This window comes from Pseudomonas sp. GW821-FHT09C09 (genome assembly GCF_059418105.1).
In genome coordinates this window covers 534333-552612 of sequence record NZ_JBWKPF010000003.1, presented here as the reverse complement: position 1 = coordinate 552612, position 18280 = coordinate 534333, and the positions used below count along the sequence as shown (strand labels likewise).

General features: G+C 60.9%; 21 protein-coding genes. 15 read left to right on the top strand and 6 right to left on the bottom strand.

Annotated elements, in window-relative coordinates:
- Positions 1-23: 23 nt before the first annotated feature.
- The 4 genes from AC07NR_RS12315 to pilG all read right to left on the bottom strand — a co-directional run bounded on the left by AC07NR_RS12315 (position 24) and on the right by pilG (position 3479).
- On the bottom strand, positions 24-2084 hold the full coding sequence (locus AC07NR_RS12315; protein WP_495078645.1) for a methyl-accepting chemotaxis protein: 2061 nt from the start codon (positions 2082-2084) through the stop codon (positions 24-26).
- Positions 2085-2097: 13 nt separating this feature from the next.
- On the bottom strand, positions 2098-2637 hold the full coding sequence (locus tag AC07NR_RS12310) for a chemotaxis protein CheW (protein WP_085709084.1): 540 nt from the start codon (positions 2635-2637) through the stop codon (positions 2098-2100).
- 10 nt (positions 2638-2647) lie between these two features.
- Entirely contained in the window at positions 2648-3013 is a 366-nt protein-coding gene (gene pilH, locus AC07NR_RS12305; protein ID WP_011336365.1) for a twitching motility response regulator PilH, read from the bottom strand.
- 61 nt (positions 3014-3074) lie between these two features.
- The gene (pilG, locus tag AC07NR_RS12300; protein ID WP_085709083.1) at positions 3075-3479 is read right to left on the bottom strand and encodes a twitching motility response regulator PilG; all 405 of its coding nucleotides are present in this window, start codon (positions 3477-3479) and stop codon (positions 3075-3077) included.
- A gap of 225 nt (positions 3480-3704) precedes the next feature.
- Here pilG and gshB point away from each other — a divergent pair, with 225 nt between their 5' ends.
- The 8 genes from gshB (at position 3705) to AC07NR_RS12260 (ending at position 10929) form a co-directional block, all read left to right on the top strand.
- Positions 3705-4655 (top strand): glutathione synthase, encoded by a 951-nt coding sequence (gene gshB / locus AC07NR_RS12295; RefSeq protein WP_495078644.1) that lies wholly within the window; start codon positions 3705-3707, stop codon positions 4653-4655.
- Positions 4656-4762: 107 nt separating this feature from the next.
- Positions 4763-5662, top strand: a complete 900-nt coding sequence (locus tag AC07NR_RS12290; protein WP_273539168.1) for an energy transducer TonB — start codon at positions 4763-4765, stop codon at positions 5660-5662.
- A gap of 59 nt (positions 5663-5721) precedes the next feature.
- Complete coding sequence (locus AC07NR_RS12285; RefSeq protein WP_085709080.1) at positions 5722-6294, top strand: YqgE/AlgH family protein; 573 nt, start codon at positions 5722-5724, stop codon at positions 6292-6294.
- Complete coding sequence (ruvX, locus tag AC07NR_RS12280; RefSeq protein ID WP_085709079.1) at positions 6294-6731, top strand: Holliday junction resolvase RuvX; 438 nt, start codon at positions 6294-6296, stop codon at positions 6729-6731. The genes AC07NR_RS12285 and ruvX overlap by 1 nt, the downstream gene beginning before the upstream one ends.
- A gap of 81 nt (positions 6732-6812) precedes the next feature.
- Positions 6813-7316 carry a bifunctional pyr operon transcriptional regulator/uracil phosphoribosyltransferase PyrR gene (pyrR, locus tag AC07NR_RS12275; protein ID WP_114886085.1) on the top strand — a complete coding sequence of 168 codons (504 nt, stop codon included), beginning with the start codon at positions 6813-6815 and terminating at the stop codon, positions 7314-7316.
- Positions 7317-7343: 27 nt separating this feature from the next.
- Entirely contained in the window at positions 7344-8348 is a 1005-nt protein-coding gene (locus tag AC07NR_RS12270) for an aspartate carbamoyltransferase catalytic subunit (RefSeq protein ID WP_025109148.1), read from the top strand.
- Entirely contained in the window at positions 8345-9616 is a 1272-nt protein-coding gene (locus tag AC07NR_RS12265) for a dihydroorotase (protein WP_114886087.1), read from the top strand. Before AC07NR_RS12270 ends, AC07NR_RS12265 begins: the two co-directional genes overlap by 4 nt.
- A gap of 326 nt (positions 9617-9942) precedes the next feature.
- Positions 9943-10929 (top strand): lipid II-degrading bacteriocin, encoded by a 987-nt coding sequence (locus AC07NR_RS12260; RefSeq protein ID WP_495078643.1) that lies wholly within the window; start codon positions 9943-9945, stop codon positions 10927-10929.
- Between the two features lie 522 nt (positions 10930-11451).
- Here AC07NR_RS12260 and AC07NR_RS12255 read toward each other — a convergent pair.
- The gene (locus AC07NR_RS12255) at positions 11452-11886 is read right to left on the bottom strand and encodes an NINE protein (RefSeq protein WP_085709075.1); all 435 of its coding nucleotides are present in this window, start codon (positions 11884-11886) and stop codon (positions 11452-11454) included.
- Positions 11887-12134: 248 nt separating this feature from the next.
- On the opposite strand from AC07NR_RS12255, the gene AC07NR_RS12250 reads away from it, so the two are divergent.
- Positions 12135-12758 carry a C40 family peptidase gene (locus AC07NR_RS12250; RefSeq protein WP_085709074.1) on the top strand — a complete coding sequence of 208 codons (624 nt, stop codon included), beginning with the start codon at positions 12135-12137 and terminating at the stop codon, positions 12756-12758.
- Between the two features lie 51 nt (positions 12759-12809).
- Here the strand turns inward: AC07NR_RS12250 and AC07NR_RS12245 are convergent, their stop codons facing one another.
- Positions 12810-13844, bottom strand: a complete 1035-nt coding sequence (locus AC07NR_RS12245) for a type IV pilus twitching motility protein PilT (RefSeq protein ID WP_114886090.1) — start codon at positions 13842-13844, stop codon at positions 12810-12812.
- Positions 13845-13900: 56 nt separating this feature from the next.
- On the opposite strand from AC07NR_RS12245, the gene AC07NR_RS12240 reads away from it, so the two are divergent.
- From AC07NR_RS12240 to metW, 6 genes are all read left to right on the top strand, one after another.
- Positions 13901-14587, top strand: a complete 687-nt coding sequence (locus AC07NR_RS12240) for a YggS family pyridoxal phosphate-dependent enzyme (RefSeq protein WP_495078642.1) — start codon at positions 13901-13903, stop codon at positions 14585-14587.
- Positions 14588-14610: 23 nt separating this feature from the next.
- Entirely contained in the window at positions 14611-15429 is an 819-nt protein-coding gene (gene proC, locus AC07NR_RS12235; RefSeq protein WP_495078641.1) for a pyrroline-5-carboxylate reductase, read from the top strand.
- 10 nt (positions 15430-15439) lie between these two features.
- Positions 15440-16030, top strand: a complete 591-nt coding sequence (locus tag AC07NR_RS12230; RefSeq protein ID WP_085709070.1) for a YggT family protein — start codon at positions 15440-15442, stop codon at positions 16028-16030.
- Positions 16027-16317, top strand: coding sequence for a DUF167 domain-containing protein (locus AC07NR_RS12225; RefSeq protein ID WP_495036054.1), 291 nt, complete (start codon positions 16027-16029; stop codon positions 16315-16317). Before AC07NR_RS12230 ends, AC07NR_RS12225 begins: the two co-directional genes overlap by 4 nt.
- Positions 16318-16495: 178 nt before the next feature.
- On the top strand, positions 16496-17635 hold the full coding sequence (metX, locus tag AC07NR_RS12220; protein ID WP_085731566.1) for a homoserine O-succinyltransferase MetX: 1140 nt from the start codon (positions 16496-16498) through the stop codon (positions 17633-17635).
- Positions 17636-17642: 7 nt separating this feature from the next.
- Positions 17643-18263 (top strand): methionine biosynthesis protein MetW, encoded by a 621-nt coding sequence (metW, locus tag AC07NR_RS12215; RefSeq protein ID WP_085709067.1) that lies wholly within the window; start codon positions 17643-17645, stop codon positions 18261-18263.
- The last annotated feature ends 17 nt before the right edge of the window (positions 18264-18280 follow it).

Genomic DNA, 18280 nt, shown 5'->3' with positions numbered 1-18280 from the left:
CGACATGATCTCGCCCGCAGGCCTCACGCCTTGCCCGTGGCGGGCGTTACCGCCGCCGGCAAGGTGAACCCGGACACCGAACGCCGCAACTGGCTGGCCATTTTCGTCAGGTTGCCGATGCTTTCGGCGGTGGCCGTGGAGCCGGACGAAGTCTGCGAGGTGATCTGCTGGATCACGTTCATCGTCAGGGAAATCTGCCCGGCCGAAGACGTCTGCTGCTGCGCCGCGTTGGAAATGCTCTGGATCAGCGCCGCGAGGGTCTTGGACACGCCTTCGATTTCTTCCAGGGCCACACCGGCATCCTGCGCCAGCCGCGCACCGCGCACCACTTCGGTGGTGGTCTGTTCCATGGAAATCACGGCTTCGTTGGTGTCGGTCTGGATCGCCCGCACCAGCGTCTCGATCTGCCGGGTCGCGGCGGACGAACGTTCGGCCAGCCGTTGCACTTCGTCGGCCACCACCGCAAAACCGCGCCCGGCGTCACCGGCCATCGACGCCTGAATCGCCGCGTTGAGCGCAAGGATGTTGGTCTGGTCGGCAATGTCGTCGATCAGGCTGACGATGTCGCCGATTTCCTGGGACGACTCGCCCAGGCGCTTGATGCGTTTGGCGGTGTCCTGGATCTGTTCGCGAATGTTGTCCATGCCGTGGATGGTGTTGTGCACCACCTCGTTGCCCTTGTTGGCGATTTCCACCGAACGCTCGGCCACCGCCGAGGATTCGGCAGCGTTGGCCGACACCTGGTCGATGGACTGGGCCATGTCGTTGATCGCCGTCGAGGCTTCGGAAATCTGCTGCGCCTGATGCTCCGACGCCTGGGCCAGGTGCATGGCGGTGGCCTGGGTTTCCTGCACCGCGGCGGCGACCTGGCCGGCGGTGAGGTTGATGGTCGCCACCAGGTCGCGCAACTGGTCGACGGAATAGTTGATCGAGTCGGCGATGGTCCCGGTGAAGTCTTCGGTCACCGAGGCGGTCACCGTCAGGTCGCCGTCGGCGAGGTCTTCGATTTCGTCCAGCAGACGCATGATCGCGTTCTGGTTGCGCTCGTTCTTCTCGGCGGTTTCCTGCAACTGCCGGTTGGTTTCCCGGACCATGACCATGCCGATCAGGATGATCGACGCCAGTGCCAGCAGGCCCAGCACGTAGCCGCCGATGGTATCGGTGCTGCGTCCGCCGGCGAGGTTCTCGAAACCGGTGGCCAGGTGCGAGGCTTCGTCGAGCAGGGTCTGCGACAGGCTGAAGATGTTGGTGGCGGACTCGCGGACCTTGAACAGCTCCGGCGAGGTTTCGAGGATTTCATCCACCGAACCGGAGACAAACTGGAACAACTCGGCAATTTCGCTCAGGCGCGCACGGGCATCACGGTCCTCGACCTGGCTGATCTTAAGGGTCGGGTTGCCTTGCAACATGCCGTTGAGCACCTGTCCGAAGCGCGTGGCGTCACGGCCGAAGGCATCGGCGGCCTGTTGCGAGTTTTCATCGCCGGAGAGCACGGTGTTGACCGCACCGAGAATCCGCTCGGCCAGCAGCGACTGACGCTGGGCCATCGCCACCTGCGCCGCCGGGGCGCCGCGTTGCAGGAGGATCTCGACGACTTTTTCGTATTCGATCTGCAACTGCGGCACGGTTTCGGCCAGGGTTGCGGCGACCTGATGCAGGGACAGCACGGTCTGTTCGCTGGACAGGATGGCGTCGGTGTTTTTCAGCAGGCGTTCCCAGTCCAACTGCACGGCGCGCATTTCCGGGCGCACGGTGGACGGTGCCGGCGGCAGGCCGGTGGCCGGGTCGCCCTTCTTCAGGTAACCCCAGCGCTGGGCGAAATCGTTGCGCGCATCGCTGAGCAACTTGAACGCGGCAGCCTTGCCGGCGGCGGCTTCGGTGGCGTTCTTGGCGATCCGCTGCGACAGCACTCGCAGCTCGCCGGCGTGACCGATGTACTGCTTGTCGTAGTTGGCCTGGGTGTTGAGGTAAGCGAAATTGGCGAACAGCAGCATGATGAACACGATCAGCGCGATGAACAGCACGATGATCTGCGAGCGGCTGCGCGAGCCTTCTGCGGGCTTGCTGGTTTTTGCTTTGATCATCGGTCCTCGCCTGTTAAACCGCGACGTGCATGAAACTCGGTGACTGCGCCAGCGCAAACAGGCTGAACACTCGCCAGTTCTGCTCGCGCCGGAAATAGCCTTTGACGAACTCGCCCTTGGAGCCTTGCCGTTTACGGATCGAGACGGGTTCGAAGCTGTCCTGCTCGAAGTGCTGCAAGCCGAAAACCTCATCGACCAGCACACCGGCAAACACGTCCTGATGCTCCACGACCAATACCCGCCGCTGCTTGCGCATCGGTGACAGCTCATGGCCGAAGAATCCGCACAGGTCCATGATCGGCAACAACCGCCCGCGCAGATTGGCCACGCCCTTGACCCAGGGCTTCACCCCCGGCATCTGGGTGAAACGCGGTTCGGGCAGCACTTCGCTGACCTCGCCCATCGGCGCGACGTACCAGTGCTCGCCGAGGCGAAAGCCGATGCCGCTCCAGCGATCCTGGCGCGCCGGTTGCGACGGCAGGTCCGCCGCCAGCAGGCGACAGCGCTGGTCGATCTGCCACAACAGTTCGAACGCGGTCAGCGACTCGCTCATGGCGGCGCGATCAACCGGCCAGCACGTTGTTCAGGGTCTTGATCAGCGTGTCTTCGTCGACCGGTTTGGTCAGGTAATCCCTGGCGCCCTGGCGGGTGCCCCAGACCTTGTCGGTTTCCTGATCCTTGGTGGTGATGATGATGACCGGGATGTGGCTGGTTTCAGCGTCCTTGGTCAGTTGGCGGGTCGCCTGGAAACCGTTGAGGCCGGGCATGACGATGTCCATCAGCACCGCGTCGGGTTTTTCCTGACGGGCCAGGGCCACGCCGTCGGCGCCGTTTTCGGCTTTCAACACTTCGTGGCCGTGCTTTTCCAGCATGCCGGTCAGTTTGTACATTTCGGTCGGCGAGTCATCGACGATCAGAATACGTGCCATGGTCTTCCCCATTTTTTCTTGTCGACACCGGGCCCGCTGGCCGAGCGTCACTGTGCGTGTCTTACTGCGGCAAATCAGCGGCAAAGCCCGGAACATGGGCCGCAATCGCGTCGAGCAGTTCTTCCTTGCTGAAAGGTTTGGTCAAAAATTGATCGGAACCGACAATCCGCCCCTTGGCCTTGTCGAACAGCCCGTCGCGGGACGACAGCATGATCACCGGCGTCGCCTTGAAGGCACTGTTGTTCTTGATTAAAGCGCAGGTCTGATAACCATCCAGACGCGGCATCATGATGTCGACAAAAATGATCCCGGGGTGGTTGTCGGCGATCTTCGCCAGGGCGTCGAAACCGTCGATCGCCGTGATGACTTCGCACCCTGCATTTTTCAACAGGGTCTCGGCAGTGCGACGAATCGTTTTCGAGTCGTCGATCACCATGACCTTCAAGGCGCTGGACTGCTGTTCCATAAGGGGGCTCTACCGTCGCCTTTGCGAATCAATTTGTCCGTTTTGCGATGCGTAATGGCCGGAAACCCTTGATGCTTAAGGGCCAGCACGATATGGCAGCCTTTTTAGCACAGTCTCCTGACGCAATCTATCGACGGGTTTTTCCTTGACCGAAAACCCGCCCGGAGCCACTCTGGCGGCACTTTTTTCATACCGATCCGGTAGCCAATTTTCGAGGAAAACCCAATGAGCGTTCGCGTCGGGATAGTCATGGACCCAATCGCCAGCATTTCCTATAAAAAGGATAGCTCGCTGGCCATGCTGCTGGCGGCGCAGAAGCGCGGCTGGGAACTGTTCTACATGGAACAGAAAGACCTTTATCAAGGTGAAGGTCAGGCACGGGCGCGGATGAAGCCGCTGAAAGTCTTCGCCAACCCGGAAAAATGGTTCGAACTGGGCGCCGAACAGGATTCCCTGCTCAGCGACCTGAACGTGATCCTGATGCGCAAGGATCCGCCATTCGACATGGAATTCGTCTACTCCACCTACCTGCTCGAACAGGCCGAATCCGCCGGCGTACTGGTGGTCAACAAGCCGCAGAGCCTGCGCGACTGCAACGAAAAGCTGTTTGCCACGCTGTTCCCGCAGTGCACGCCACCGACCGTGGTCAGCCGCCGCGCCGACGTGCTGCGTGAATTCGCCGCCAAGCATGGCGACGTGATCCTCAAGCCGCTGGACGGCATGGGCGGTACTTCGATCTTCCGTCACCGCATCGGCGACCCGAACCTGTCGGTGATTCTGGAAACCCTGACCGCCCTCGGCACCCAGCAGATCATGGGCCAGGCCTACCTGCCGGCTATCAAGGACGGCGACAAGCGCATCCTGATGATCGACGGCGAGCCGGTGGATTACTGCCTGGCGCGGATTCCGGCCCAAGGCGAAACCCGTGGCAACCTCGCGGCCGGCGGCCGTGGCGAAGCCCGTCCGCTGACCGACAAGGACCGCTGGATCGCCGCTCAGGTCGGCCCGACCTTGCGCGCGAAGGGCCTGCTGTTCGTCGGCCTCGACGTGATCGGTGAGCACCTGACCGAAATCAACGTCACCAGCCCGACCTGCATCCGCGAGATCGACAATGCCTTCGGCACCGACATCGGCGGAATGCTGATGGATGCCATCGAGAAAAAGCTGCAAGGTTGATGTGTGTCACATGCAGCCTGTCGCTTGATGCTTGAAGCCCAAGGCGTGAAACCAACATTGCGTTATCATGCGCGGCCTGTGAAAAACGCGATGTTGGTTTTCTTGTCATGACACTTCCGTCCGATCTGCCTGCTGAACTCGCCCATAAGGGCGTGCGCCCGGTCGATCGCCTCGGATTTACCCTGTTTCTTGCGGCGCTGATCCATCTGGCGCTGCTGCTCGGCGTGGGTTTCACCATGGTCGAGCCCAAGCAGATCAGCAAAACCCTGGAAATCACCCTCGCCACCTTCAAGAGCGAAACCAAGCCCAAGAAGGCCGATTTCCTCGCCCAGGAAAACCAGGAAGGCAGCGGCACCCTCGACAAGAAGGCGATCCCCAAGACCACCGAGGTCGCGCCGTTCCAGGACAATCAGGTCAAGAAAGTCACCCCGCCGCCGGCCGCCAAGCCGGAAGTGCAGGAAGCGGCGCCCAAGGCGGCCGTGACCACCGTCGCGCCGAAACCGAAAAAAGCGCCGACCAAGAAAGAAGAAGCCAAGACCGAGACCAAACCGACGGTCGATGCCCCGACTTTCGACAGCTCGCAGCTCTCCAGCGACATCGCCAGCCTCGAAGCCGAACTGGCCAACGAACAACAGCTGTACGCCAAGCGCCCGCGCATCCACCGCCTGAGCGCGGCCTCGACCATGCGCGACAAGGGCGCCTGGTACAAGGACGAATGGCGCAAGAAGGTCGAGCGCATCGGCAACCTCAATTACCCCGACGAAGCCCGTCGCCAACAGATCTACGGCAATCTGCGCCTGATGGTGTCGATCAACCGCGACGGCTCGCTGTATGAAGTGCTGGTGCTGGAATCCTCCGGCCAGCCGCTGCTGGATCAGGCGGCGCAGCGCATCGTGCGGCTGGCCGCGCCTTTCGCACCGTTTACCGGCGACCTGTCGGACATCGACCGACTGGAAATCATCCGCACCTGGAAATTCGCCCGGGGCGACCGGCTGTCCAGCAACTGAGCCGATCTTTTGACCGCTCCAGCTTGTCAGTTCGCCCCCCGAACGCCACACTACCGCACATGAAAAACGTCAGCCCCAGCTACCTCAAGCATCACTTCCTGATCGCCATGCCACACATGGCCGACCCGAACTTTGCCCACACCTTGACCTACATCGTCGAGCACACGGCCAATGGCGCAATGGGGCTGGTGGTCAACCGACCGCAAGAGCTGAATCTGGCCGACATCCTCGAGCAACTGCGCCCGGACATCGATCCGCCAGCGCTGTGCCAGCATGTGCCGATCTTCATCGGCGGCCCGGTACAGACCGATCGCGGTTTCGTGCTGCATCCGGCGGGCAAGACGTTCCAGGCCACTGTCGAGCTGGAGGGCGACCTTGCACTGTCCACCTCGCAAGACGTGCTGTTCGCCATCGCCGACGGCGTCGGCCCGGCGAAAAGCCTGATCACCCTCGGCTACGCCGGTTGGGAAGCCGGTCAACTGGAGGCTGAAATGGCCGACAACGCCTGGCTGACCTGCCCGTACGACGCCGACATCCTGTTCAACACCAGCAGCGAACTGCGCCTGGAAGCGGCGGCCAAGCACTTGGGGATCAACCTCAACCTGCTGACCAGCCAGGCAGGGCACGCCTGATGGCCCTGCGCCTGATCCTCGGCTTCGACTACGGCACCAAACAGATCGGCGTGGCGGTCGGCCAGGTGATTACCGGCCAGGCTCGCGAGCTGTGTACCCTGAAGGCGCAGAACGGCGTGCCGGACTGGAATCAGGTCGAAGCCCTGATAAAGGAATGGAAACCCGATGCCGTGGTGGTCGGCCTGCCGCTGAACATGGACGGCACGCCCAGCGAGATGTGCGCCCGCGCCGAGAAATTCGCCCGCCGCCTCAACGGCCGCTACAACCTGCCCTTCTATACCCACGACGAGCGCCTGACGACCTTCGAAGCCAAGGGCGAACGACTGGTGCGCGGCGGGCAGAAAGGCAGTTACCGCGACAACCCGGTGGACGCCATCGCCGCCGCCCTGCTGCTGCAGGGCTGGCTCGACGAAAACACCGCACTGTTTGAATCCTGACAAGCGCTACGGCGCTTTTCTTTTGGCTACAACCCGAGCCCCGGTTCGCGAGAACCGGCTCGACCCCGAGAAGGAGCAACCATGAGCCTGCCCAATCCCGCCGATCTGATCAGCCAGATGGCGACACGCCTCAAGGCGCACCTTGCCCAGCGTGGTATCAGCGAACCGCGTTACATCGGCATCCGCACCGGCGGTGTCTGGGTCGCCCAGGCCCTGCTCGAAGAGCTGGGCAGCGATGCGCCACTGGGCACGCTGGACGTTTCCTTCTACCGCGACGACTTCAGCCAGAACGGCCTGCACCCGCAAGTGCGCCCGTCCGCCCTGCCCTTCGAAATCGAAGGCCAGCATCTGGTGCTGATCGATGACGTACTGATGAGCGGCCGGACCATCCGCGCCGCCATGAACGAACTGTTCGACTACGGCCGCCCGGCCAGCGTGACGCTGGTCTGCCTGCTGGACCTGGACGCCGGCGAACTGCCGATCCGCCCGAACGTGGTCGGCGCGACGCTGTCGCTCGCCGCCCACGAGCGGGTCAAGCTGTCCGGTCCGGAGCTGGCCCTCGAACTGCAAGACCTTGCCCTTTAATCCGCCCTATTGAGAGTCCCCTTCGCGATGACGCCTCTAGATACCAAGCGCCCGCTGCAGCTCAATGATCAGGGCCAGCTGCGCCACTTCCTCTCGCTCGACGGCCTGCGCCGCGAGTTGCTGACGGAAATCCTCGACACCGCCGACTCGTTCCTCGAAGTCGGCGCACGAGCCGTGAAGAAGGTCCCGTTGCTGCGCGGCAAGACCGTGTGCAACGTGTTCTTCGAAAACTCCACCCGCACCCGCACCACCTTCGAACTGGCGGCCCAGCGACTGTCGGCGGACGTGATCACCCTGAACGTGTCGACCTCGTCGGCCAGCAAGGGCGAAACCCTGCTCGACACTCTGCGCAATCTCGAAGCCATGGCCGCCGACATGTTCGTCGTGCGCCACGGTGATTCGGGTGCCGCACACTTCATCGCCGAGCATGTCTGCCCGCAGGTGGCGATCATCAACGGCGGCGACGGCCGTCACGCCCACCCGACCCAGGGCATGCTCGACATGCTGACCATTCGTCGGCACAAGGGCAGCTTCGAGAATCTCTCGGTAGCCATTGTCGGCGACATCCTGCACTCGCGGGTGGCACGCTCGAACATGCTCGCCCTGAAGACCCTCGGTTGCCAGGACATCCGCGTGATCGCGCCGAAAACCCTGCTGCCGATCGGTATCGAGCAGTACGGCGTGAAGGTCTACACCGACATGACCGAAGGCCTGAAAGACGTCGACGTGGTGATCATGCTGCGCCTGCAACGCGAGCGCATGACCGGCGGCCTGCTGCCGAGCGAGGGCGAGTTCTACCGCCTGTTCGGCCTGACCACCGCGCGCCTGGCCGGCGCCAAGCCCGATTGCATCGTCATGCACCCGGGGCCGATCAACCGCGGCGTGGAGATCGAGTCGGCGGTGGCTGACGGCCCGCACTCGGTGATCCTCAATCAAGTTACCTACGGCATCGCGATCCGTATGGCCGTGCTGTCCATGGCCATGAGCGGACAAACAGCCCAGCGCCAATTCGAGCAGGAGAACGCCCAGTGAAGCTCAGCATTCTCGGCGCCCGCGTCATCGATCCAAGCAGCGGCCTGGATCAAATCACCGATATTCACGTTGAAGCCTGCAAGATCGTCGCCCTCGGCGCGGCACCGGCAGGTTTCACCGCCGTGGAAACCATCGACGCCCAAGGCCTTGTCGCCGCTCCGGGTCTCGTCGACCTGAACGTTGCCCTGCGCGAGCCGGGCTACAGCCGCAAAGGCACCATCGCCAGCGAAACCCGCGCTGCGGCGGCCGGTGGCGTGACCAGCCTGTGCTGCCCGCCGAAGACCAAACCGGTGCTCGACACCTCCGCCGTGGCCGAGCTGATCCTCGACCGCGCCCGCGAGGCCGGCAACACCAAAGTATTCCCGATCGGCGCCCTGAGCAAAGGCCTGGACGGCGAGCAACTGGCCGAGCTCGTTGCCTTACGCGACGCCGGTTGCGTGGCGTTCGGCAACGGTCTGGAGAGCTTTCGCAACACCCGCACCCTGTGCCGGGCGCTGGACTACGCGGCAACCTTCGACCTGACGGTGATTTTCAACTCGCAGGATCACGACCTCGCCGACGGCGGCCTGGCCCACGAAGGCGCCACCGCCAGCTTCCTCGGCCTGCCGGGTATCCCGGAAACCGCTGAAACCGTGGCCTTGGCCCGGGACCTGCTGCTGGTCGAGCAGACCGGCGTGCGCGCGCACTTCAGCCAGCTCACCAGCGCCCGTGGCGTAGCCCTGATTGCCCAGGCCCAGGCCCGTGGCTTGAAAGTCACGGCGGATGTCGCCCTGTATCAGCTGATCCTGACGGATGAAGCGCTGATCGACTTCAGCAGCCTGTATCACGTGCAACCACCGCTGCGCACCCGCGCGGATCGCGACGGTCTGCGTGAAGCAGTGAAGTCCGGGGTGGTTTCGGCGATTTCCAGCCATCACCAGCCCCATGAGCGCGATGCGAAACTGGCACCGTTCGGCGCAACCGAACCGGGCATCAGCAGCGTCGAACTGCTGCTGCCGCTGGCGATGACGCTGGTCGAGGACGGTCTGCTGGACCTGCCGACCCTGCTGGCACGCCTGAGCGCCGGCCCGGCCGAGGCCCTGCGCCTGCCGGCAGGCAAGCTGGCAGTGGGCGGCGCGGCGGATATCGTGCTGTTCGATCCGAAGGCTTCGACCGTGGCCGGCGAGAGCTGGCTGTCGAAGGGCGAGAACTGCCCGTTCCTCGGCCACAGCCTGCCGGGTGTGGTGCGTTACACGCTGGTGGATGGCCGGATCAGCCATCAGGCATGAAGACTGGAGGTAGCAGGCTGCAATGGCCTGCTACCTCTTTGACTTCATTGGATAGCGACAAACATCCGTATTGGAAAAGTTTCGCTCAAAGTCACTGTTCGCAACATCACATCTCCCTCACCCGACGCCTGCCGATAGATCTGCACCAAGTGGCGCAGGAAAGCGGCTACCCGCCATATAGAAATCTCCGACGCTTCACACCCGCCCTGTAAAAACAGCCTCGATACAATCAGAAACAGCCTACAAAGTTCTCATAGGTAACATCTACATAGAGTCATTAACATGAAACCGTCAGAAGGATAACTAATACCCACAAGGATGAGCACATGAAAAATGGACTTACGCTTCCCCCTATTATCACCAGAGGTACAACAGGAAACTCTGGCGGTTTTACAGTCGACTCCGGTTTCAGATGGGGAACCTATGCAACAGCAGATTGGCAGGGCGCAGGAGAGGCCATCATCACCCATGACGGTCAAACCTATTCACTGCCACTGAGCAATGGTCCCGCAATAACCTCAGCAGAAATGGATATGTTTCATGCCTGGCTTGAGATGAAATCCGGAATCAAAGCCTTCACCTATGAACTGCAAATGGTGAACAAGGCAATTAACAACGATGCTCTGGGTGGAGTCCGCGACCTTTGGAGGATCACGGAAAGCGATAACTTCTTATTGAACAGTTCCACCATTATCAGCCATGGATATTTCAAGAACAAAGTCATTAACTTCAGCTTGGCTGATTCATTTGCGGCACAGCAAAAACTAAGCCCCATAGAAGCACTGATCAAAGTCGCAGCGACGGCTCCGTACAACCTGAATTACGAAACGCTCACAACCGAGCTTTCCGGTGGTACCTTCAGCCCGATCAAAGCCTTCGCTCATTATCTATGGGGAAATGGTGAGAGGATGAGGGTCAACATCAACAACATTGGCCTGAACGTCAGAGCCAATGAACTGCCATTACTGGCAAGCTCTATTGCAAGCACTCGAGAAGCTGGTACTTATTACTTGTCCGACCCCAGGATTCCTTACGCTACCATCAATGACAGCAACGTCACCGGAGCTTATCTAGGAAGAATAACGATAAAGATGGAAGGAAACTTCACCAGAGACAACACAGGATCCTGGGTTTTTGATGGCGTTATCAGAGCTTATACTGACACTTACGACTTCGACGCAAGCAACAGATCAACTGCCCTTGAGTTGTTAACAATAGCAGGTAGAGTATTTTCCGGAACGCATTATGAGATCGACATTTTCGGCGACCATAAAATAAGGCTGAGCGGAACCGGGTTTAATCCTGCCCAGTAAGCTTCAGCATTCTTACAGACATCCGAACGATGGAGAGCGAATGGACAGGACCTGCAGATTATTGAGATATCTATACCCGATCGCTCTCGTACTTACATCTTGCGCAGGAGTGCTCGTACTAATAGAAAATCTCAAATCAGAAACTTATGACATAAGCCAGGATTCAATCGGCTTGCCCATTGGTGTGACGCTGATGATTTTCCTGACACTTGCAATAATGCACCTACTGCAGATTCTCCTATTAGGCTGGGCACACACCAATTCGCCCGGAGGTCTGTTACTGAAAATATCAGCCTACTTGACTGCAACACTATCGCTATTGATTCTGGTTGACAGGATTGTGTACTGGTCCACGCCCCATCACACCGTCATTGCAATATTTTATGGTGTCACTGCCCTTACGTTTGTCGCTTTCCAAATGCAAACCTTCGCACAATCGAAATAGCACAGATGCAAGACCGGAAGTCGAAGAGGCACCTGCCAGCGCACGAACTGCGCCGGCGGTTCTCCCCTCGCCATCACTTACTGAAAAGCGCCCCGCCCTTCGGCATTACGCACCGACACCTGATCATTCAGCGTCCAGAAGTCATACAGCACGCCCAGAAAGAACAACCCACCGGTCAGCAGGTACAGCAAACCTGTGATCCACTTGCCCTGATACATCCGGTGCACGCCGAACGCGCCGAGGAACGTCAGGAGAATCCACGCCACGTTGTATTCGATCGGCCCCGCCGCAAAGCGCAGGTCCGCTTCCCGGTCCATTGCCGGGATCAGGAACACGTCGATCAGCCAGCCAATTCCCAGCAGGCCGAAGGTGAAAAACCAGATCGTGCCGGTCACCGGCTTGCCGTAATAGAAGCGGTGCGACCCGGTAAAACCGAAGATCCACAACAGGTAACCGATCACCTTGCTATGGGTGTCCTTTTCCTTCACTTGGGGCAGTTGATAGCGGTTCATGAAGACCTCGATACACGCGATAGATAAATTTTCTTTAATTCTTTGTGACTTTTTTACATGTAGCCGACGTACGGCAAATGCTACCTTGTGGTCCATCAAAGCCTTATAGCACCTGACTTCTGTCCGACAATTGCGTCTATTTGCCGCTTGTTTGGTTCCGTTGCCCGCCTTTTGAATCGACCAACGGCCTCGGAAGGGACAAAAAAGCTGTTATAAAGTTGCGCGCTAACACATAAGAGCCCTGCCTAATGCGTCCATTTTTCAAGACATGGCTAACTATTTGCCTATTAATGCCACTGGCCGCCCACGCCACCAATCGTGAGCAACGTCTTCCCAACGTCAACGGTTTCACTCCCAAATCCCATGCCTCTGCTCCGTCGAACAAAGGCAAGCAAACGAAACACACCACGCTCGCCAGCAAAGGTCACGGCAAGCTGGTTCCACCGATGGCGAACAAGGAAAGCAGCAACGTCCTCAGTCGTGCGGTGAACGTCCTCGGTACACCTTACCGTTGGGGCGGCAGCAGCCCGAGTAAAGGCTTCGACTGCAGCGGTCTGGTGAAATACGCGTTCAACGACGCGACTTTCGACCTGCCGCGCACCTCGAATGCCATGGCCAGCGGCCACGGCGAGAAAGTCGAGCGCAAGGATCTCAAGCCTGGCGACTTGATTTTCTTCAACATCAAGAGCCGTCGGGTCAATCACGTTGCCATCTACCTGGGCAACGACCGCTTCATCCACGCACCGCGCCGTGGCAAAGCGGTGAGCATCGATACGCTGAACAAACCGTATTGGGAACAGCATTACGTGGTTGCCAAGCGTGTGCTGCCGAAAGAACCGGGCGGCAAGCAAATGCGCGTGGTTCAGCGCTGATCCTTGCGGATCACAAAAAACGCAGCCCTCGGGCTGCGTTTTTTTTCGAGACTAGAAATTGTCCGGCGTCCGCGCCTTCTCCCGCGCATGTTCGCGACTGATCAGGCCCTTGGTCACCAGATCCTTCAGGCACATGTCGAGTGTCTGCATCCCCAGCGACCCGCCGGTCTGGATCGCCGAATACATCTGCGCCACCTTGTCCTCGCGGATCAGGTTCCGGATCGCCGACGTGCCCAGCATGATCTCATGCGCTGCCACCCGTCCGCCGCCGATCTTCTTGATCAGCGTCTGCGACACCACGGCCAGCAACGACTCCGACAACATCGAGCGCACCATGGACTTCTCGTCCCCCGGGAACACGTCCACCACCCGGTCGATGGTCTTGGCCGCCGAGGTGGTGTGCAACGTGCCAAACACCAGGTGCCCGGTCTCGGCGGCGGTCAGTGCCAGGCGGATGGTTTCCAGGTCGCGCATCTCGCCCACCAGGATCACGTCCGGGTCTTCCCGCAGCGCTGAACGCAATGCCGTGGCAAAACTGCGGGTATCGCGATGGACTTCTCGCTGATTGATCAGGCATTTGCGCGATTCGTGGACGAATTCGATGGGGTCTTCGATGGTCAGGATGTGATGGTGGCGATGGGTGTTGAGGTAATCGATCATCGCCGCCAGGGTGGTGGACTTGCCGGAGCCAGTCGGCCCGGTCACCAGCACCAGCCCGCGCGGGGCGTCGGTGATCTTGCGAAAGACATCGCCCATGGCGAGGTCTTCCATGCTCAGCACTTTCGACGGGATGGTGCGGAACACGGCGCCGGCGCCACGGTTCTGGTTGAAGGCGTTGACCCGAAACCGCGCCACACCCGGCACTTCAAAGGAAAAGTCGGTTTCCAGATGTTTCTCGAACTCCACCCGCTGGGTGTCGTTCATGATGTCGTAGATCAGTTCGTGCACCTGTTTGTGATCCAGCGCCGGCAGATTGATCCGCCGCACATCGCCGTCCACACGGATCATCGGCGGCAGTCCGGCCGACAGGTGCAGGTCGGAAGCGCCCTGTTTGGCGCTGAAGGCCAGCAGTTCAGTGATATCCATAGCGTCCCTCAATTCCAGTAGAATGCCGCGAACCTTCAGACCGCTGGCGCCTCTTGATGTCCACGATAGCAGACAACATTCTCCAGGTTAGTTCGCGCATCCAGGCAGCGACCCAAGCTGCCAATCGCAGCGAAGACAGCGTCCAGCTGCTGGCCGTGAGCAAGACCAAACCCGCCCAAGCCCTGCGCGAAGCGTACGCCGCCGGCCTGCGCGACTTTGGCGAGAACTATCTGCAGGAAGCTTTGGGCAAACAGCTCGAACTGGCCGACCTGCCCTTGATCTGGCACTTCATCGGCCCCATTCAGTCGAACAAGACCCGCTCGATTGCCGAGCACTTCGCCTGGGTGCACTCCGTGGATCGCCTGAAAATCGCCCAACGCTTGTCCGAACAACGCCCGGCGGACCTGCCGCCACTGAACATCTGCATTCAGGTCAATGTCAGCGGTGAAGCCAGCAAGTCCGGCTGCACCCCGCAAGACCTGCCGGCCCTGGCCCAGGCCATCAGCGCCCTGCCCCGTTTGAAGTTGCGCGGGCTGATGGCGATTCCCGAGCCGTCCGAAGATCGCGCCGAGCAGGATGCCGCATTCGCCGCCGTCCAGAAATTGCAGGCCGGCCTCGATCTGCCGCTCGACACACTTTCCATGGGCATGAGCCACGACCTCGAGTCCGCCATTGCCCAGGGCGCCACCTGGGTCCGTATCGGTACGGCCCTGTTTGGCGCTCGCGACTACTCCCAATCTTGATGATTTCCAGATAAGGACCTGACATGAGCAACACGCGTATTGCCTTTATCGGTGCCGGCAACATGGCCGCCAGCCTGATCGGCGGCCTGCGGGCCAAGGGTCTGGAAGCTGCACACATCCGCGCCAGCGATCCGGGCGAAGAGACCCGCAACCGGGTCAGCGCCGAGCACGGCATCGAAACCTTCGCCGACAACGCCCAGGCCATCGACGGCGCCGACGTGGTGGTGCTGGCGGTCAAGCCGCAGGCCATGAAAGCCGTGTGCGAAGCGATTCGCCCGAGCCTGAAGCCGAATCAACTGGTGGTGTCCATCGCCGCCGGCATCACCTGCGCCAGCATGACGGCATGGCTTGGCGAGCAGCCGATCGTGCGCTGCATGCCCAACACCCCGGCGCTGCTGCGTCAGGGCGTGAGCGGTCTGTACGCCACCGGCGAAGTCAGCGCCGAACAGCGCCAGCAGGCTGAAGAGCTGCTGTCCGCCGTGGGCATCGCCCTGTGGCTGAACGAAGAGCAGCAACTGGACGCGGTCACCGCCGTCTCCGGTTCCGGCCCTGCGTACTTCTTCCTGCTGATCGAAGCCATGACCGCCGCCGGCGTCAAACTCGGCCTGCCGAAGGGAACCGCCGAACAACTGACCCTGCAAACCGCGCTGGGCGCCGCGCACATGGCGGTTTCCAGCGACGTCGACGCCGCCGAATTGCGCCGCCGTGTGACCTCGCCGGCCGGCACCACGGAAGCTGCAATCAAATCGTTCCAGGCCGGTGGCTTCGAAGCCCTGGTGGAAAAAGCACTCGGCGCCGCCGCGCACCGCTCGGCCGAGATGGCCGAACAACTGGGCAAATAAGGAGCCTTACATGATTGGATTGAACACCGCAGCGGTCTACGTGCTGCAAACCCTCGGCAGCCTGTACCTGCTGATCGTACTGCTGCGCTTCGTCCTGCAACTGGTACGGGCGAACTTCTACAACCCGCTGTGCCAGTTCGTGGTCAAGGCTACCCAGCCGCTGCTCAAGCCACTGCGCCGGATCATCCCGAGCCTGTTCGGCCTCGACATGTCCTCGCTGGTGCTGGCAATCCTCGTACAACTGGCACTGATGGCACTGACCCTGCTGCTGACCTACGGCACCACCGGCAACCCGTTGCAACTGTTCATCTGGTCGATCATCGGTGTGACCGCGCTGTTCCTGAAGATTTTCTTCTTCGCCCTGATCATCAGCGTGATCCTGTCGTGGGTCGCCCCGGGCAGCCACAATCCGGGTGCCGAACTGGTGAACCAGATCTGCGAACCGGCCCTGGCGCCGTTCCGTCGCTTCCTGCCGAGCATGGGCGGTCTGGACCTGTCGCCGATCTTCGCCTTCCTCGCGCTGAAGCTGATCGACATGCTGGTGATCAACAACCTCGCGGCGATGACGATGATGCCGGAAATCCTGCGCCTGTTGATGTGAGCTGGTTTCGTTGGGACGGTGACGACCTGATCCTCGAGTGTCACCTGCAACCGGCAGCCCGCAGCGATGACTTCGCCGGGCTGCACGGCGACCGCCTGAAGATCCGCCTGACCGCCCCGCCGGTGGAAGGCAAGGCCAATGCGTATCTGATGGGGTTTCTGGCCAAGGCTTTTGGGGTTTCCAAGAGTCAGGTCAGCCTGATCAGCGGTGAGTTGAATCGGCAGAAGCGTGTACGCATTCACGCCCCCAAAAAACTGCCGGATTTGCCGGGTTTGGTTTTACCTTGATCGTTCCCACGCTCTGCGTGGGAATGCATCCAGGGACGCTCCGCGTCCCCGCCGAAGCGGACGCGGAGTGTCCAATGAGGCGTTCCCACGCAGAGCGTGGGAACGAGCGCAGGTAGTTGCTTGCCGCTAACCCCACCGGTCTTTAGACTTACGCCTCATTTCAACGAGAGCAGGGTCGATGCCAGCTGCCTTTCCCCCCGATTCTGTTGGTCTGGTGACGCCGCAAACGGCGCACTTCAGCGAACCGCTGGCCCTGGCCTGCGGCCGTTCGCTGGCTGCTTATGACCTGATCTACGAAACCTACGGCACGCTGAACGCGCAAGCGAGCAACGCCGTGTTGATCTGCCACGCCTTGTCCGGCCACCACCACGCCGCCGGCTACCACAGCGTCGACGACCGCAAGCCCGGTTGGTGGGACAGCTGCATCGGCCCCGGCAAACCGATCGACACCAACAAGTTCTTCGTGGTCAGCCTGAACAACCTCGGCGGCTGTAACGGCTCCACCGGCCCGAGCAGCCTCAACCCGGACACCGGCAAGCCGTTCGGCGCCGATTTCCCGGTGCTGACCGTGGAAGACTGGGTGCACAGCCAGGCACGCCTCGCCGACCTGCTCGGCATCGGCCAGTGGGCCGCGGTGATCGGCGGCAGCCTCGGCGGCATGCAGGCGCTGCAATGGACCATCACCTATCCGGATCGCGTTCGCCACTGCCTGGCCATCGCCTCGGCCCCCAAGTTGTCGGCGCAGAACATCGCCTTCAACGAAGTGGCGCGCCAGGCGATTCTCACCGACCCGGAATTCCACGGCGGCTCGTTCCAGGAACAGGGCGTGATCCCCAAGCGCGGCCTCATGCTGGCGCGGATGGTCGGGCACATCACCTACCTGTCCGACGACTCCATGGGCGAGAAATTCGGCCGCGGCCTGAAGAGCGAAAAACTCAACTACGACTTCCACAGCGTCGAGTTCCAGGTCGAAAGCTACCTGCGCTATCAGGGCGAAGAGTTCTCCGGGCGCTTCGATGCCAACACTTATCTGTTGATGACCAAGGCGCTGGACTACTTCGATCCGGCGGCGAACTTCGACGATAACCTGGCGAAAACCTTCGAAGGTGCGAAAGCCAAGTTCTGCGTGATGTCGTTCACCACCGACTGGCGCTTCTCCCCGGCCCGCTCGCGGGAACTGGTGGACGCGCTGATGGCTGCACGCAAGGACGTCAGCTACCTGGAAATCGACGCGCCTCAGGGCCACGACGCCTTCCTGATTCCGATCCCGCGCTATTTGCAGGCGTTCGGCAATTACATGAACCGAATTACGGTGTGAACAAGCCATGAGAGCTGATCTGGAAATCATCCAGGAATGGATCCCCGCCGGCAGCCGCGTGCTCGACCTCGGTTGCGGTGACGGCGAGTTGCTGACCTGGCTGCGCGACCACAAGCAGGTCACCGGTTATGGCCTGGAAAACGACCCGGACAACATTGCCGAGTGCGTGGCCAAGGGCATCAACGTCATCGAGCAGGACCTGGACAAGGGTCTGGGCAACTTCGCCAGCAACAGCTTCGATGTGGTGGTGATGACCCAGGCCCTGCAGGCCGTGCACTACCCGGACAAGATCCTCGACGAAATGCTGCGGGTCGGTCGCCAGTGCATCATCACCTTCCCCAACTTCGGTCACTGGCGCTGCCGCTGGTATCTGGCAAGCAAGGGCCGGATGCCGGTGTCCGAGTTCCTGCCGTACACCTGGTACAACACGCCGAACATTCACTTCTGCACCTTCGAAGACTTTGAAGAACTTTGCCGCGAACGTGAGGCGAAGGTCATTGATCGGCTTGCCGTGGATCAACAGCACCGCCACGGGTGGGCCAGTAAGCTATGGCCTAATCTGTTAGGTGAGATCGGTATCTACCGCGTCAGCAGCCCGGGGCTGCAGGATCACAAAATCGCGGTCTGAACCACGACATTGCGAGG

What these genes read in the sequence shown, in the direction of transcription:
- AC07NR_RS12290 (WP_273539168.1), top strand. Translation starts at nt 4,763, where the DNA reads ATGACACTTCCGTCCGATCTGCCTGCTGAACTCGCCCATAAGGGCGTG.
- pilG (WP_085709083.1), bottom strand. Translation starts at nt 3,479, where the DNA reads ATGGAACAGCAGTCCAGCGCCTTGAAGGTCATGGTGATCGACGACTCG.
- metX (WP_085731566.1), top strand. Translation starts at nt 16,496, where the DNA reads ATGCCAGCTGCCTTTCCCCCCGATTCTGTTGGTCTGGTGACGCCGCAA.
- AC07NR_RS12260 (WP_495078643.1), top strand. Translation starts at nt 9,943, where the DNA reads ATGAAAAATGGACTTACGCTTCCCCCTATTATCACCAGAGGTACAACA.
- metW (WP_085709067.1), top strand. Translation starts at nt 17,643, where the DNA reads ATGAGAGCTGATCTGGAAATCATCCAGGAATGGATCCCCGCCGGCAGC.
- AC07NR_RS12285 (WP_085709080.1), top strand. Translation starts at nt 5,722, where the DNA reads ATGAAAAACGTCAGCCCCAGCTACCTCAAGCATCACTTCCTGATCGCC.
- gshB (WP_495078644.1), top strand. Translation starts at nt 3,705, where the DNA reads ATGAGCGTTCGCGTCGGGATAGTCATGGACCCAATCGCCAGCATTTCC.
- AC07NR_RS12310 (WP_085709084.1), bottom strand. Translation starts at nt 2,637, where the DNA reads ATGAGCGAGTCGCTGACCGCGTTCGAACTGTTGTGGCAGATCGACCAG.
- AC07NR_RS12230 (WP_085709070.1), top strand. Translation starts at nt 15,440, where the DNA reads ATGATTGGATTGAACACCGCAGCGGTCTACGTGCTGCAAACCCTCGGC.
- AC07NR_RS12250 (WP_085709074.1), top strand. Translation starts at nt 12,135, where the DNA reads ATGCGTCCATTTTTCAAGACATGGCTAACTATTTGCCTATTAATGCCA.
- AC07NR_RS12245 (WP_114886090.1), bottom strand. Translation starts at nt 13,844, where the DNA reads ATGGATATCACTGAACTGCTGGCCTTCAGCGCCAAACAGGGCGCTTCC.
- AC07NR_RS12240 (WP_495078642.1), top strand. Translation starts at nt 13,901, where the DNA reads ATGTCCACGATAGCAGACAACATTCTCCAGGTTAGTTCGCGCATCCAG.
- AC07NR_RS12315 (WP_495078645.1), bottom strand. Translation starts at nt 2,084, where the DNA reads ATGATCAAAGCAAAAACCAGCAAGCCCGCAGAAGGCTCGCGCAGCCGC.
- pilH (WP_011336365.1), bottom strand. Translation starts at nt 3,013, where the DNA reads ATGGCACGTATTCTGATCGTCGATGACTCGCCGACCGAAATGTACAAA.
- proC (WP_495078641.1), top strand. Translation starts at nt 14,611, where the DNA reads ATGAGCAACACGCGTATTGCCTTTATCGGTGCCGGCAACATGGCCGCC.
- AC07NR_RS12270 (WP_025109148.1), top strand. Translation starts at nt 7,344, where the DNA reads ATGACGCCTCTAGATACCAAGCGCCCGCTGCAGCTCAATGATCAGGGC.
- ruvX (WP_085709079.1), top strand. Translation starts at nt 6,294, where the DNA reads ATGGCCCTGCGCCTGATCCTCGGCTTCGACTACGGCACCAAACAGATC.
- pyrR (WP_114886085.1), top strand. Translation starts at nt 6,813, where the DNA reads ATGAGCCTGCCCAATCCCGCCGATCTGATCAGCCAGATGGCGACACGC.
- AC07NR_RS12255 (WP_085709075.1), bottom strand. Translation starts at nt 11,886, where the DNA reads ATGAACCGCTATCAACTGCCCCAAGTGAAGGAAAAGGACACCCATAGC.